The sequence below is a fragment of the Limnohabitans sp. genome (assembly GCF_017848645.1).
GTDB lineage: Bacteria > Pseudomonadota > Gammaproteobacteria > Burkholderiales > Burkholderiaceae_C > Limnohabitans_A.
The window spans coordinates 1-13,231 of sequence record NZ_JAFEIF010000081.1 but is presented as its reverse complement, the minus strand read 5'-3'; the positions used below and the strand labels follow the sequence as shown (position 1 = coordinate 13,231).

The following is a 13,231-nucleotide window of genomic DNA, read 5'->3' as shown; positions in this document are numbered from 1 at the left end:
TGTCGTTGGTCAGGCCGCCCGCGCTCAAGTTGACGCTGCCGTTGTCGGGGTTGCCCACGTTGTCGGCCACTGCGGTGATGGCCACATCACCCGAGGCGGTGGTACCGCCCGCAACAACACCGACCGCCCCCGCGCCAAGCAGACCCAGGCCCGCCAGCAAAGGATTAATAGGAGCCAACAAGGCCACAGCCGCGCCCGAGCCCACCACCTCCGCGCCGCCCAACGCCACGCTCACCGCCTGACCGCCATCGGCCAGCTGCGGAATCAGGCCTTTGACGTCCGGATCCTCGGGGATGTACTCGTAGAAGCTGCCGTTTTCTGCCTGGCCCACCACGCCGTTGTAGCCCTCGGGCATGACCTCGTAGTAGTCCTCGATGATCACATCGGCTTCGGTGCTGCCGTCAAACAGGATGTGCAGGTGCTTGCCCACGCGCTTGACTTTGACGTAGTCGGGGCCCACGGCCTTGGCTTTTTCCAGATCCAGCAGTTGGTACTTGGCCCCCGCCTTGGCCTGCAGGCGCACCGGCTGTCCACGACCGCCCTGGCCTTGCGTGACCTCCACGCTCTGGTTGTTGTCTGGGTTGCCGGTGTTGACGATGACTTTGAACTTCTTGGACATGGTGCTTCTCTTGGAACTGGGGAACGACGACAGAGGTGGGCTGGTCGGGATGAGCCGCTTTGTGCTCGCTCAGGGATGCGAATAAGGGGTTGTCGCGTGCTGCAAGTCCTCGACCCTGTTCGTCTGCCTGCTGGCTTCGCCATTTGGCGGATACCCAAAATCACTCACATCCCTGCCCATCAGCCAAAGCGACTGGAATAGTCTTTTTGGCCTATGCAGTCCCTTTGGATTAGGCATTAAATGAGTCATAAAGTCCTCTTTTATCTAAACGCAGTCATTATTTAACTACACAAGTGGACATTTTTCCATAAAAACAATTGAAATTTAGCTCTAAAAGGTTCAATTTAGCCAATTGGAGTACAAATTTACATTTACTAACAAGCTGTAAAAATATGTAATATTTTCTAACTGTGTTAATTTTCTCCACGTAAATTTGCTATTACCAACAACAAAATCAACACCATTAGCCAATCTGGTATAGATCTTTAATTGAATGAAATTTATTGACTTTTCCTCAACGCAAGGGAAAAGGTCACCGCCAGAGAGGTTGTGTCGCCGACACAGCATCAGCACGGCCGCGCTAAGTCATGGACCGCTTCGTGGGTCCTGATGCGTGAACTTGGATGGAGGGGCGTCAAGGGTGGCCGCGTGCCAAAAGTAGGCGTGCCAATGCCTGCAGCACAGGATGTGAGCGGCTCAAAAAGGAAGCGTCAAATTTTGATGCGCAAGGCATCGGAATCGACAAGCCCTGCCAACGCAAGCAGGGCCTGAAAGGCTGCACCTGTCAAGTGCAACAGCGCTGAGCGCTCAGGTCTTGGGCAGCGTCACGCCCACTTGGCCTTGGTATTTGCCGCCCCTGTCTTTGTAGCTGGTTTCGCAGACATCGTCTTTGTCGCTCTCGAAAAACAACACTTGAGCGCAGCCCTCACCGGCATAAATTTTGGCGGGCAGTGGCGTGGTGTTGCTGAACTCCAGCGTCACATAACCTTCCCACTCGGGCTCGAAAGGAGTCACGTTGACGATGATGCCGCAGCGGGCATAGGTGCTCTTGCCCAGGCAAATGGTCAGCACGTTGCGCGGTATACGGAAGTACTCCACGGTGCGAGCCAGTGCGAAACTGTTGGGCGGGATGATGCAGACATCACTTTCTATGTCCACAAAGCTGCGCTCATCGAAGTTTTTGGGGTCCACCACGGTGCTGTAGATGTTGGTGAACACCTTGAATTCAGGCGCGCAGCGGATGTCGTAGCCATAGCTGCTGGTGCCGTAGCTGACGATTTTCTGGCCAGCCGCGTCCTTGCGGATCTGCCCCGGCTCGAACGGCTCGATCATGCCGTGCTCTTCGGCCATGCGGCGGATCCATTTATCGCTCTTGATGCTCATGGTGTGCCCTTGTTGAATCGCGCTATTTTAGGGGCTGGGGCGCACCCGGGCCGCACACCCAGGCCGAATGTCGCGGCCCAGGCATAAAGCGCCGCACTAGCGCACGATGCGCCCTTGCACGCCTTGCACCAAATAGTTCATGTTCAAAATTTGGGCATCGCTCAAAGTCTGCCCAGCGGGCAGAATAGGCTTGCCTTCGTTGTCGATGATCGGACCTGTAAAGGGCAGCAACTTGCCAGAACCCACCTCTTTTTGCTTGGCCAAAATCTCTTCCTGCACGGCCTTGGACACCTTGGGGCCAAAGTCGCCCACGCGGATCATGCCGTCCTTCACACCGCCCCACACACTGCCCGACTTCCACAGGCCGGCCAATGCCGCCTTGACGCGTGCCGTGTAGTAATCGCCCCACTGGTGGGTCACGGCGATGATCTGCGCATCCGGTCCGATCTTGCGCATGTCCGAGTGGTAGGCCACGGCCATCTTGCCGCGCTCTTGGGCTGCGGCCATCACGGCAGTCGATCCCGTGTGGAAAGCGATCACGTCCACATCCTGGTTGAACAAGGCCATGGCCGCTTCGCGCTCTTTGGGTGGGTCAAACCAGGCGTTGAGCCAGACCACCTTGACGTTGGCTTTGGGGTTGACCGAGCGCATGCCCAAAGTGAAGGCGTTGATGCCCTGCAGGACTTCTGGAATCGGAAAGCCCGCCACATAGCCGGCCAAATTCGTTTTCGTCATGCGACCCGCCGCGATGCCCGCCAAATAGCGGCCCTCGTAATAACGGGCGTTCGATGCCGATACGTTGGGCGCGGTCTTGAAGCCGGTCACCGATTCGAACTTCACATTCGGAAAGTCTTTGGCCACTCGGAGCGTGGGCTCCATGTAGCCAAAGCTGGGCGTGAAAATGATCTGGTGGCCTTGGTTAGCGAGGTCGCGGATCACGCGCTCGGCATCCGCACCCTCGGGCACATCGGCCACAAAAGTGGTCTTGACCTGATCGCCCAAAGCCCGCTCAACGGCCTTGCGGCCCTCGTCGTGCTGACGCGTCCAGCCCGCCTCGGTGATGGGCGAGACATAGACAAAACCAGCCTTGATGGGCTCAGTAGCTTTGACTGGCGTTGGAGTGGAAGTTTGTGCCTGAACGGCAGGAAGAAAAAAGCAGGCGGCCACGAGCGTGGCAGCGAGGTTTTTATACATGGTAGTCCTCTACATGGCCCCGAGATTAAACAAAACAAAGCCCGCCGGGGCAGCGGGCTTCGGGGGTAGATTTTACATGGCAAGCCAGTCCTGCTCGTCAAAAGTGAATCACAAATCCAAATCTTCTACGCGCCACACAGCCACGGGGACAAGGCCTCCTGATCTATGACGCAGCCCCGCCAGAGCATCCACCAAAACATCACCTGTGAGCGATGGCGTCAAGACCACCCAAGCATCATGCGAGGCAACCTCAGGGTGCTGAACATGCGTCCACTGCTGTACGTCCACACCCAAATCCTGCAGCCATCCAGTCAGACAGGCCAACCGCTCATCCTGCGCAAAGCGCAGGTAATGCCGCGAAGCCACTTGACCGATCGGCAAAATGTGCCATGACCGAATCGCGCTCGCGGGTAAGGAACGGTGTTGCACCCTTTTAGAAAAGTCAGCAGACGCCAGCCGGGCCACATCGATCAAATCAGCCACCACCGCTGAGGCCGTGGTTTGTGAACCCGCCCCTGCACCGTAATGGAACGTGGGCCCAGCCGCATCCGCATTCACCCAAATGCCATTCATCGCGCCCGGTACTTGCGCCAGCAAATGCTTCTCGGGCACCAAGGCCGGATGCACCCGCAACTCCAGAGCGTCGGACCGCTGCCTGGCCATGCCCAACAACTTGATTCGATAACCCAGCGCTTGGGCACACACCATGTCAAACGGATCCAAGGTGCTGATGCCTTGGACATGCACCTGGTCCAAAGGCAAATCAGCCCCAAAGGCGATGGCGGCCAGCAAGGCCGTTTTGTGGGCAGCATCCATACCCGACACATCCAAAGTGGGGTCGGCTTCAGCATAGCCAAGCTCAGTGGCCAAGCGCAAAGCCGACTCAAAGCTCAGCCCCGCCTCTTGCATTTGGGTCAGGATAAAGTTGGTTGTCCCATTCACGATGCCCACAACCTCCAGGATGCGGTTGGCAGCCAAGCCCTCACGCAGGGCTTTGATGATGGGGATGCTCACCGCCACAGCACCTTCATAGGCCACCATCACACCTCGTGCATCGGCCGCAGCAAAAATCTCCGTCCCATGTTCGGCCAGCAACGCTTTGTTGGCCGTGACCACATGCTTGCCGTGGGCAATGGCTTCCATCACCAGTGCCTTGGCCAGTGTCACCCCGCCCATGACCTCCACAACGACATCGATGCCCGGGTGACGCACCAAGGTCAAGGGATCGCTGACCAAGGCCACATCCGGCCCAAGCACTTGAGCCGCTTTGAGCAAATTGCGTGCAGTGGCCATGACCAACCGTATCGGCCGCCCAGCGCGCTGGGCAATCAAGTTGGCATTGCGTGCCAGCACCTGGCAAGTGCCAGAGCCCACCACACCCGTGCCCATCAAACCCACACGCAAAGCGCCATCGCCAGACACATCGGATGCATCAGATGCTGCGGGAAACAAAGAACCATGAATCATGAAAATCTCCAAACAGTGAAATCCAGCTGCCGGGGCTGGTTTGTTTGGAAATCCACCAGTGGGCAGCCAGTAAGGCCGCCCGCGCGAACTCAGGTGGCCGCGTTGGTTGTGGTGGTAATCATGTTGAACCGTTTGCGCAAACAAACGCATGAAGACAGGCCACGCGCTGGTTGAGCGCAGACCATACTCACAAGATTTATCAATACAAATGTATTCAACATGCTCTGAAGTTTATCGCAAATTCGCACCCATTCAAAGGCGTCAACCAGCCCCTCAAACCAACACCTGCTGGTCCAGCGCTTTGCTCCAATGCAAAACTTCCACGCTCTGGCGCAGCCCGCAAGTCCAGAAAGGGTCGGTCTGCATCAATTGATGGACGCTTTCTTTCGTGTCGGACTCCACGATCCACAAGGCACCTTTGGGCACCTGCCCAAGCTGCTCGCGCAAACTGCCGGCCACGCGCACTTGCGCTTGGTGTGCAGCCACCCAGTCAATGTGGGCTTGCAAATGGGTGGCACGCAAAGCGCCTTGATCGGGTCGATCAGTGAACAAAACGACAAACAACATGGTCAATCCTCTGTCCTTCAAACCCTGGGCAACCACCCGGTTCTCAAAGCATGCGCCCAATCAGCACGGCCACGCTTGTCAGCCAAAAGCGCCATAGATTCATGGTCATAGGGCACGCTGATCAACTCACAACACCAGTCCCCTCCCGATTTTTCGACCACCGCATAACGCGCATCGGGGCTGCCGTTCTCAATGCGATGGAACTTGGAAAAAGGGTAAGGGTGATCGTCATCGTAAGCAGGCAAACCAACACTGCCCGGATTGATGATGAGCAGCTTGGATCGCCAACGAACCGTCCTCGGCACATGGCTGTGTCCGCAGGCCAGCAAGCTGATGTTTTCCGGTATCAGCCCTGCCAAACGCTCTTCAATCTCTGTCTCGTTCGCCAATCGGGCCGACTCGCCTTCGGGTGTTTCCAACAAATATTCGATATCGCTGCGAGGACTCCCATGGCACAGTGCCACATCATGGCCCAATTGTTCAGGCCAAATTTGTGCCGTGTGCAGCCGGGGGTCCGCTGGGTCAGCGTGTGACGTCAACCAATTTTTGACCAACGGGTTCAATTGACCCGATGTGTACGCATCCGACAAATTTTGACGCTCGATCGGCAAGCTCAATAACTGGCGCTCATGGTTACCTGCGACATGCAGCCATGGCAAATTTTGAAGTCGGGCTGCGGTCTCGATGGGAAGCAATGGGCCACTCAAGCTGTCACCCAAATTCACTACGCACTGAATTTTTCGGTGACTCATGTCAGCAATCACGGCGTCTAAAGCAGCCAAATTGCCATGAATATCTGAAACAAATGCCAAACGCATCACGACCCCTCTTGTTATGTTTTAAGCCTGTCTGGCAAGCCAGCCTCGACCTGCTGGCGTCAGTCGGTATTTTTGGAGACGACTTTGGGGCTTATCGGGCACCGTCATCTGTATCAGTTGGGCCATCAAAGCTGGGCGCAAATGCAGCGCCAAAAAATTGGGCCGATGGGACAAGCCCAAGGTATGCATCAACTCCTGCAGGCTCAATGTCTGATCGCCCAGCGCAACAATCAGGCGCGCGACTTGTTCTGTGACTTGTTCGGTGACTTGTTCGGTGACTTCGGGGGTGACTTGTCCACTCTGCCCCTGCCCCGCCCTGAGCACCTTCAAATACGCGGGGTCAAATGTGAATTCCAGCCACATGTCAAACGGTTGGTAACGCAGCACTGGCTTGGGCGTGCCCGCCGACGCGCATGCCGCAAAGATGCGCTCCACCCCACGGCCCCATGCCTCGATTTCGCCCGCCCTGAAAAAAGCATTCGCAATGGCCGGGTTGTACGGGCTGGAGGAATGTTCGCCCAGCAGCGTGTCCAGGGTCCAGCCCTCAGGCAAAACCGCAGGGTTCCAAATGCGCAAGCGGTTTTCGTACACACGAATTTGCACGGGCGCGGTCACTGCATAGTCGCGGTGCACCAGCGCATTTAGCAATGCCTCGCGCAGCGCAGCACGCGGCACCGGAAAGGTCTCCACCCGCACAATGCCGTCGTAAGAAATGACCGCCTTCAGGTATTTGGACAGCAGCAAGTCCAGCGTGTTCTTGACTTGGTGGAACAAATCGCCTTCGACCTCGTCGTGGTACAGCAACTCCGTCTCTGACTCGAAATAACCCACCTTCACAAACGCACCCGTCACAAAACGCTGGGGGTCTGCGGCAAACAACAAAGCTGTGGCCCGTTGGTAATAGGCGCCCTCTTTCAGACGCAGTTTGTCGAGCAAGTTGGCATCGCTCTCGGCCAGTGTCTCTGCATCCAGCCGACCGCTGCGCTGGGCCAGCTGGCGAAACCGCGCCATGGCCGGTGCAGACACATCGGCCAGACTGAACTGGGGCAGCGGTACGCCGTCCCAAGTGCGGCCATGGTGCCCCAACAAAAAGCGGTCCAGCGCCGCGCCCTTGAGTTCTTGCAGCGTGCTGCCGCTGCGCATGTGGTATTGACCCCGGTAGCTGATCGGGTTGGGATAGGCTTGCACCACCACCTCGATGTAGTGCAACTCGCCTTCGGCGTGCAGGTTCACGTCCACCACGATGCCCAGCAGGTCCCGCACCTTGTTGGGCAAATCTTCCAAGAGCTTGGCCGCATCGGGCAAGCCCACCACTTGGCCCTTGTCATTTACCCCCAGCAGCAACCGACCGCCTTGCGCATTGGCAAAGCCGCACACCCAACGCAGGTAGTCATCGCGCCAGGTTTCTTTCCATTCGGTGTACTGGGATTCTTGCTTGAGCATTGTTCGATTTTGACAGGCAAAGCTTTCAATCCTGCTCCACAAAACCCTGAATACACGCTTTCAATTCATGCATCCAGCGGTGCTTGTCCACCTCGGGCGCAAAGCTCGCTTCGATGCTGTTGGCCGCCAGTTTGTAGGCTTGTTGGGCATTCAGGTGCAGGGCGGCAAAGGTCTGCAGGTAGTTGTCGTTCAGGTAACCGCCAAAGTAGGCCGGGTCATCCGCGTTGATCGTCACACACAGGCCCGCATCCAGCATCTGGCCCAGGTTGTGATCGGCCAGGTTTTTGAACACGCACAGCTTGAGGTTGGACAGCGGGCAGACCGTGAGCGGCATTTGGCTGTTGGCCAGCCGTTTCATCAGCGCAGCATCATGGATGGCTTGCACGCCGTGGTCGATGCGCTCGACTTTCAGCACATCGAGTGCGCTCCAGATGTAGGCGGGCGGGCCTTCTTCGCCCGCGTGGGCCACGCAGTGCAAGCCCAGCTCGCGGGCACGCGCAAACACACGGGCAAACTTTTCGGGCGGGTGGCCCAGCTCGCTCGAATCGAGCCCCACGCCGATGAAGTGTTCGCGCCAAGGCATGGCTTCTTCCAGGGTGGCCAGTGCCTCGTCCTCAGACAGGTGACGCAAAAAGCACAGGATCAGATCAGCGCTGATGTTCAGATGGGTTTGTGCATTGCGGCAGGCGCGGCTCAGGCCTTGGATGACCGCGCCCATGGCCACACCGCGTGCGGTGTGGGTTTGCGGGTCAAAAAACAACTCGGCCCGCACCACATGGTCGGCGGCGGCTTTTTCAAAGTAGGCCCAGGCCATGTCGTAAAAATCCTGCTCGTGCAGCAGCACGCTGGCCCCGGCGTAATACAGGTCCAGAAAACTTTGCAGGTTGGTGAAGGCGTAGGCGCTGCGCAAGGCGGCCACATCGGCATAGGGCAGTGACACCCCATTGCGCTGGGCCAGTGCAAAGATCAGCTCGGGCTCGAGCGAGCCCTCGATGTGGATGTGCAGCTCGGCCTTGGGCATGACGCGGAGCAACTCGGGCAGACGCTCTGGAGGGATGGCGTGGACTTTGAACATGGTCAATCCTTGAAAAAATGGGCTCGAATAATGGCTTCATCGAGCCGATCAAAACGCGTGTTGTGCCGGTCCGTCAAAGGCCCATGGCCCGGCATCACTTGGCCTGCTGGGCCATAGCCCACGGCCTTGAACTTCCATTGGCCGTTGACCCACTTGAAGTTGCCCACATGCAGGCCCGATGGGTCGTGCAAAGCGCAAACGCCATCACTCAGGGGTTCCAAAAGACTGTCGCGCATGGCTACACCAACTTCTCGACGCCACGTGAAAACCGCACTGTTTTATGGCTGAACGCCTCGTGTTGCTCCTCCACTTTGCCGAGCTCATACAGATAATTGACCATGAGGCCGCCCGCTTGTTGCAAGCCTTTTTTGGACAGATCGGCCGCCCAGTTGATCTGGTGCAGCGTCGCCCCGTTGCTCAGGTGGAATTTGCCCACGGCGTCGCCGCGCGCCTCGGGGGTTTTATGCATCAGGTACAAGGCGCACAAGCGCATGAGGGCCGCCCGCTCTGCCTCTTCGCTGCGCTCGGGGTGCCAGCCTGACTTGAGGCGCTCCACCCAGCTCAAGCTGCCCAAAGCCAGACTTTTTTGGGCTTCTTGCCACTTGCGCAGGTGCGTGGGGCTCAGGCGTTCCTCAGGCAGGGGCGCACCCGCGTCCAGCCATTGGGTAAAGCCCGGGATGGGGGACAGGGTGCAAAAGGTTTTGAGGGAAGGCATTTCCTCGATCAATTTTTGCGCCACCCGCTTGATCAGAAAATTGCCCAACGACACCCCTTTGAGGCCAGGCTGGCAATTGCTGATGGAGTAGAAGATCGCCGACTTGAAGCTTTTGGCATCGCCCACTGGGGCCAGTTTGTTGATCAGGCCGCCAATGTCCTTGGCAATGCCCGGCACCAAGGCCACCTCGACAAAAATCAGCGGCTCGCCGGGCAACTGCGGGTGAAAAAATGCATAGCAGCGCCGGTCAGGTTGCAAGCGACGGCGCAAGTCGTCCCAGCCATCGATGGCGTGCACCGATTCGTGGGCGATGATTTTCTCGAGCAGTTGCGCAGGTGAGTTCCAGGTGATCTGGTGCAACTCCAAAAAGCCCGGGTTGAACCAGGAACTGAGCAAATGGTGCATGTCCGCGTCTGTAGCCCGAAAAGCCGGATGGTCCTTGAGGTAGGACAGCAGCGTCTGGCGCATTTTCAAAATCGTGGCTGTCCCAGCAGGTGCGCGGTTCACCCGGCGCAGCAATTCTTGCCGGGGCGGCTCCACCGTCTGGAACAAGGAGATCAGGCTGGCCTCGTTGCGCTCGGTGTTGTAGCGGTTGGCGGCATCCACCACCAGGGTCGGGTCGGGGTTGAACTGGCTGGACAAAAAATGGAAGAAGTCGATCTGGCTGCGTTTGTCCAGATGGTCGTAATGGTCGATCAGCTTGACGGCCATGCTTTGCGCATTGGCCTCGCCCCGGGCGCTGAGCAGTTTTTTGGCGCTCAACTTGGCCGCATCGAGTTTCTTGTTTTGAATGAAGCGTTCCAGCATGAAAGACCCTTCGAGATGCGGTGAATGAAATGGGCTGGCACCTGCGGCACAGCACCACAATCAGCTTACACGCTGGCCAGCAGCGCTGACCCCATGCACATCAAGTTTTCTGAAAATCGCCCCGCTCCATCCACCACGACACCGCGAACCCGGCCACCAGGCCCCAAAAAGCCGCGCCGATGTTGAACAAGCCGATGTCGGCCACCGTGACCAGCAAACTCACCAATGCGCCCAATGAAAATTTGCCCGCGCCAAACGAGGCCACAAACGCGCCCTGTAACACGCGCAGCATGGCCAGGCCGCCCAGCACCATGATGAACTCCTTGGGCGCGGCCAGCATCAAACCCGTGAAGGTGGGTGCCATCAGGCCGAACAACAGCGCCAGCGCTCCAAACATCAGCGCCCCGGTGTAGTGACGGGTTTTCTCGCCAGACGAAGTGAGCAAGCCATTTGTTGGACCCGTGAGGCAAGTGCTGACCGCTCCAAACACCGCGCTGATGGCGGCACCAATACCGCAGGCCACAGCAATCATGTTGACGGGTGGCTCGTGCCCGGCGTTTTTGAGCACGGCCACGCCTTGCCCGTTTTGTACCACCAGCACCGTGATGGCCAGGGGCACCACCAACTCCAGCATGGCCGCCCACGACCACACGGGTGCCTGAATCACCGGCTGCGCCAAAGTCAGTTGTCCCACGGCAGCCGCATCGAGTCGGCCCGACACCGCCACCGCCAAAGCCCCCACCAACAAAGCGCCGATCACGGGCGGCAGGCGCTTGCCCCAATCGGCCCGGGCCGACAGCAACAAAAAGACCGCCACCATGGGCGCTGCAATGGCCACGTCGCTCTGCAACGCCCGAACGATGTCCAGGCCAAAACGCAAAAACACCCCCGCCACCATGCCCATGACGATGGGCATGGGCAGCGCCGCCATGACGCGCTTGACCCAGCCGCTCAGACCCAGCACCAAAATGAGCCCACTGGTGGCGTAAAAAGCGCCAATCACCTCGGCAAAACTCAGGTGCTGCAAGGCTGGCCCCACCAAGACCGTGCCAGGGATCGTCCAGCCAAAAGCCAGCGGCGTGGTGTAACGCCAGCTCATCAGCAAACTGACCAGACCATTGACAAAAAACACCCCGAACACCCAAGACGCCAGCTCTTCGGGCGACAAGCCGCCACGGGTGCCCACCGACAAGATGACGGCCACCGGCCCGGTGGCGGCAAAGATGAAACCGATCAGGGCGTTGGCGGCGTAGGTACTGCCAAAGTCAGAGCGGATTTGTGACCAGCTTCTGGCTTTGGCCGCTGGGGATTCCAAGAGTTTGAACAAAGCAAGGGCCTTTGCATGAGAAGAAACTGTGCCCAGCGTATCAAACCCGCAGAGCTTTGCCGTCACCAAGAGGCCAAGAGCGCAAAAAAGCCGCCTGACTTGCGTCAGGCGGCCTGATGGTCAAAGGATCCTGAAGTCCCGTTCAAGTCGGGAAATACAGGCCCAGCGATGAGCCATCACTTGCCTGGGATCTTGCCTTCCACGCCCTTGACGTAGAACATCACGCCGCCCAGGAACTTGTCGTCGGCCACCGCGTCTTTGGCCAGCATTTCCTTACCGGCTTGGTCCACGATCGGGCCCTTCCAGATGGAGAAGCTGCCGTCTTTCAGACCGGCCTTGATCTCGTCGATGCGCTTTTTGGTGTCTTCTGGCACATCAGCGGCCACGTTGACCATCTCGATCGCGCCTTCTTTCACGCCCCACCAGCTCGAACCGGTGCTCCACTTGCCTTCCAGCGCTTCACCCACGGCCTTGACGTAGTAAGGGCCCCAGTTGATCACGGCCGAGCCCAGGTGGGCCTTGGGGCCGTAGGCGGTCATGTCGGAGTCCCAACCAAAGGCACGCTTGCCCATTTTTTCGGCGGTCTGCAGCACAGCCGACGAATCGGTGTTTTGCATCAGCACGTCCGCGCCGCCGTTGATCAGCGAAGTGGCGGCTTCGGTTTCTTTCGGTGGGTTGAACCACTCGTTCACCCAGACCACCTTGGTCTTGATTTTGGGGTTGACCGACTGGGCACCCAGGGTGAAGCTGTTGATGTTGCGCACCACTTCAGGGATTGGGATGGAGGCGACCACACCCAGGGTGTTGGTCTTGGTCATCTTGCCCGCGATCACACCCGCCATGTAAGCGCCTTCGTAGGTGCGGCTGTCGTAAGTGCGCATGTTCTCGGCGGTCTTGTAGCCGGTGGCGTGCTCGAACTTGATGTCCTTGTGGTCAGCGGCCACCTTGAGCATGGGCTCCATGTAGCCGAAGGTGGTGCCAAAAATCAGCTTGTTGCCTTGAGCCGCCATGTCGCGGATCACGCGCTCAGCGTCAGCGCTTTCCGGCACTTTCTCCACAAAACTGGTGACCACTTTGTCGCCGAAGGCTTTTTCGATTTCCTTGCGGCCGTTGTCGTGCGCAAAGGTCCAGCCGCCGTCACCCACAGGGCCGACATAGGCAAACGCGATCTTCAGGGGCTCGGCCTTGGCCGCAGCGGGCGCCTCGGCCTTGGGGGCCTCTTCCTTCTTGCCACAGCCGACCAGTGCGGCGGCGGCCACAGCGGTCAGGGCCACCATCTTCACGATGGTGCGCTTGGAGATGTCTGTCATGTCAGTTCCTTTTTTGTTGAACAGGGTTACAGGGGTTGGAAAAAAACTCATTATGAACCGGGATAAAACGGCTTGCCCAGGGAAGCGGGCATGTTCACGCGGATCCAGGTCGGGTTGCGCGAAATCAGGGCCAGCACCACGATGGTGGCGATGTAGGGCAGCGCCGTGAGCAACTGGCTGGGCACCTGAACGCCCACACCCTGCAAATGGAACTGCAGCATGGTCACACCACCGAACAGGTAGGCACCCAGCAAGACCCGTGCCGGACGCCAGGTGGCAAAGGTGGTCAGCGCCAGCGCAATCCAGCCCTTGCCCGCCACCATGCCCTCGACCCACAGCGGGGTATAGATCACCGAGATGTAAGCCCCAGCCAGACCGCACAAAGCGCCCCCGGCCACCACCGCCGCCAGGCGGACGCGACGCACCGGGTAGCCCAATGCGTGCGCCGATGCGGGCGATTCACCCACGGCGCGCAGCACCAAACCGGTGCGGCTGCGGTACAAAAA

The 13,231-nt window shown here is 58.6% G+C and carries 13 protein-coding genes; all 13 read right to left on the bottom strand.

Annotated elements, in window-relative coordinates; translation table 11 throughout:
- On the bottom strand, positions 1–619 hold a 619-nt coding region (locus QZ190_RS17300), incomplete at its 3' end, for a hypothetical protein (protein ID WP_291918929.1).
- A gap of 807 nt (positions 620–1,426) precedes the next feature.
- Positions 1,427–2,002 carry a dCTP deaminase gene (gene dcd / locus QZ190_RS17295; RefSeq protein WP_108365169.1) on the bottom strand — a complete coding sequence of 192 codons (576 nt, stop codon included), beginning with the start codon at positions 2,000–2,002 and terminating at the stop codon, positions 1,427–1,429.
- 96 nt (positions 2,003–2,098) lie between these two features.
- Complete coding sequence (locus QZ190_RS17290) at positions 2,099–3,196, bottom strand: BMP family ABC transporter substrate-binding protein (RefSeq protein WP_291918925.1); 1,098 nt, start codon at positions 3,194–3,196, stop codon at positions 2,099–2,101.
- Positions 3,197–3,304: 108 nt separating this feature from the next.
- Entirely contained in the window at positions 3,305–4,663 is a 1,359-nt protein-coding gene (locus QZ190_RS17285) for a homoserine dehydrogenase (protein WP_291918923.1), read from the bottom strand.
- A gap of 273 nt (positions 4,664–4,936) precedes the next feature.
- Positions 4,937–5,230 (bottom strand): YciI family protein, encoded by a 294-nt coding sequence (locus tag QZ190_RS17280; protein ID WP_291918921.1) that lies wholly within the window; start codon positions 5,228–5,230, stop codon positions 4,937–4,939.
- Between the two features lie 17 nt (positions 5,231–5,247).
- Complete coding sequence (locus QZ190_RS17275) at positions 5,248–6,048, bottom strand: metallophosphoesterase family protein (protein WP_291918920.1); 801 nt, start codon at positions 6,046–6,048, stop codon at positions 5,248–5,250.
- 21 nt (positions 6,049–6,069) lie between these two features.
- Positions 6,070–7,491, bottom strand: coding sequence for a Fic family protein (locus QZ190_RS17270; RefSeq protein ID WP_291918918.1), 1,422 nt, complete (start codon positions 7,489–7,491; stop codon positions 6,070–6,072).
- 25 nt (positions 7,492–7,516) lie between these two features.
- Positions 7,517–8,566 (bottom strand): adenosine deaminase, encoded by a 1,050-nt coding sequence (locus QZ190_RS17265; protein ID WP_291918916.1) that lies wholly within the window; start codon positions 8,564–8,566, stop codon positions 7,517–7,519.
- A gap of 2 nt (positions 8,567–8,568) precedes the next feature.
- Entirely contained in the window at positions 8,569–8,802 is a 234-nt protein-coding gene (locus QZ190_RS17260; protein ID WP_291918914.1) for a hypothetical protein, read from the bottom strand.
- Between the two features lie 2 nt (positions 8,803–8,804).
- Positions 8,805–10,088, bottom strand: coding sequence for a malonyl-CoA decarboxylase (locus tag QZ190_RS17255; protein ID WP_291918912.1), 1,284 nt, complete (start codon positions 10,086–10,088; stop codon positions 8,805–8,807).
- A gap of 100 nt (positions 10,089–10,188) precedes the next feature.
- On the bottom strand, positions 10,189–11,415 hold the full coding sequence (locus QZ190_RS17250) for a benzoate/H(+) symporter BenE family transporter (RefSeq protein ID WP_291918910.1): 1,227 nt from the start codon (positions 11,413–11,415) through the stop codon (positions 10,189–10,191).
- Positions 11,416–11,591: 176 nt separating this feature from the next.
- Positions 11,592–12,725: a BMP family ABC transporter substrate-binding protein gene (locus QZ190_RS17245; RefSeq protein WP_291918908.1), complete on the bottom strand. Its 1,134-nt coding sequence runs from the start codon at positions 12,723–12,725 to the stop codon at positions 11,592–11,594.
- Positions 12,726–12,775: 50 nt separating this feature from the next.
- The coding region (locus tag QZ190_RS17240) for an ABC transporter permease (RefSeq protein WP_291918906.1) at positions 12,776–13,231 on the bottom strand (456 nt) is incomplete at its 5' end.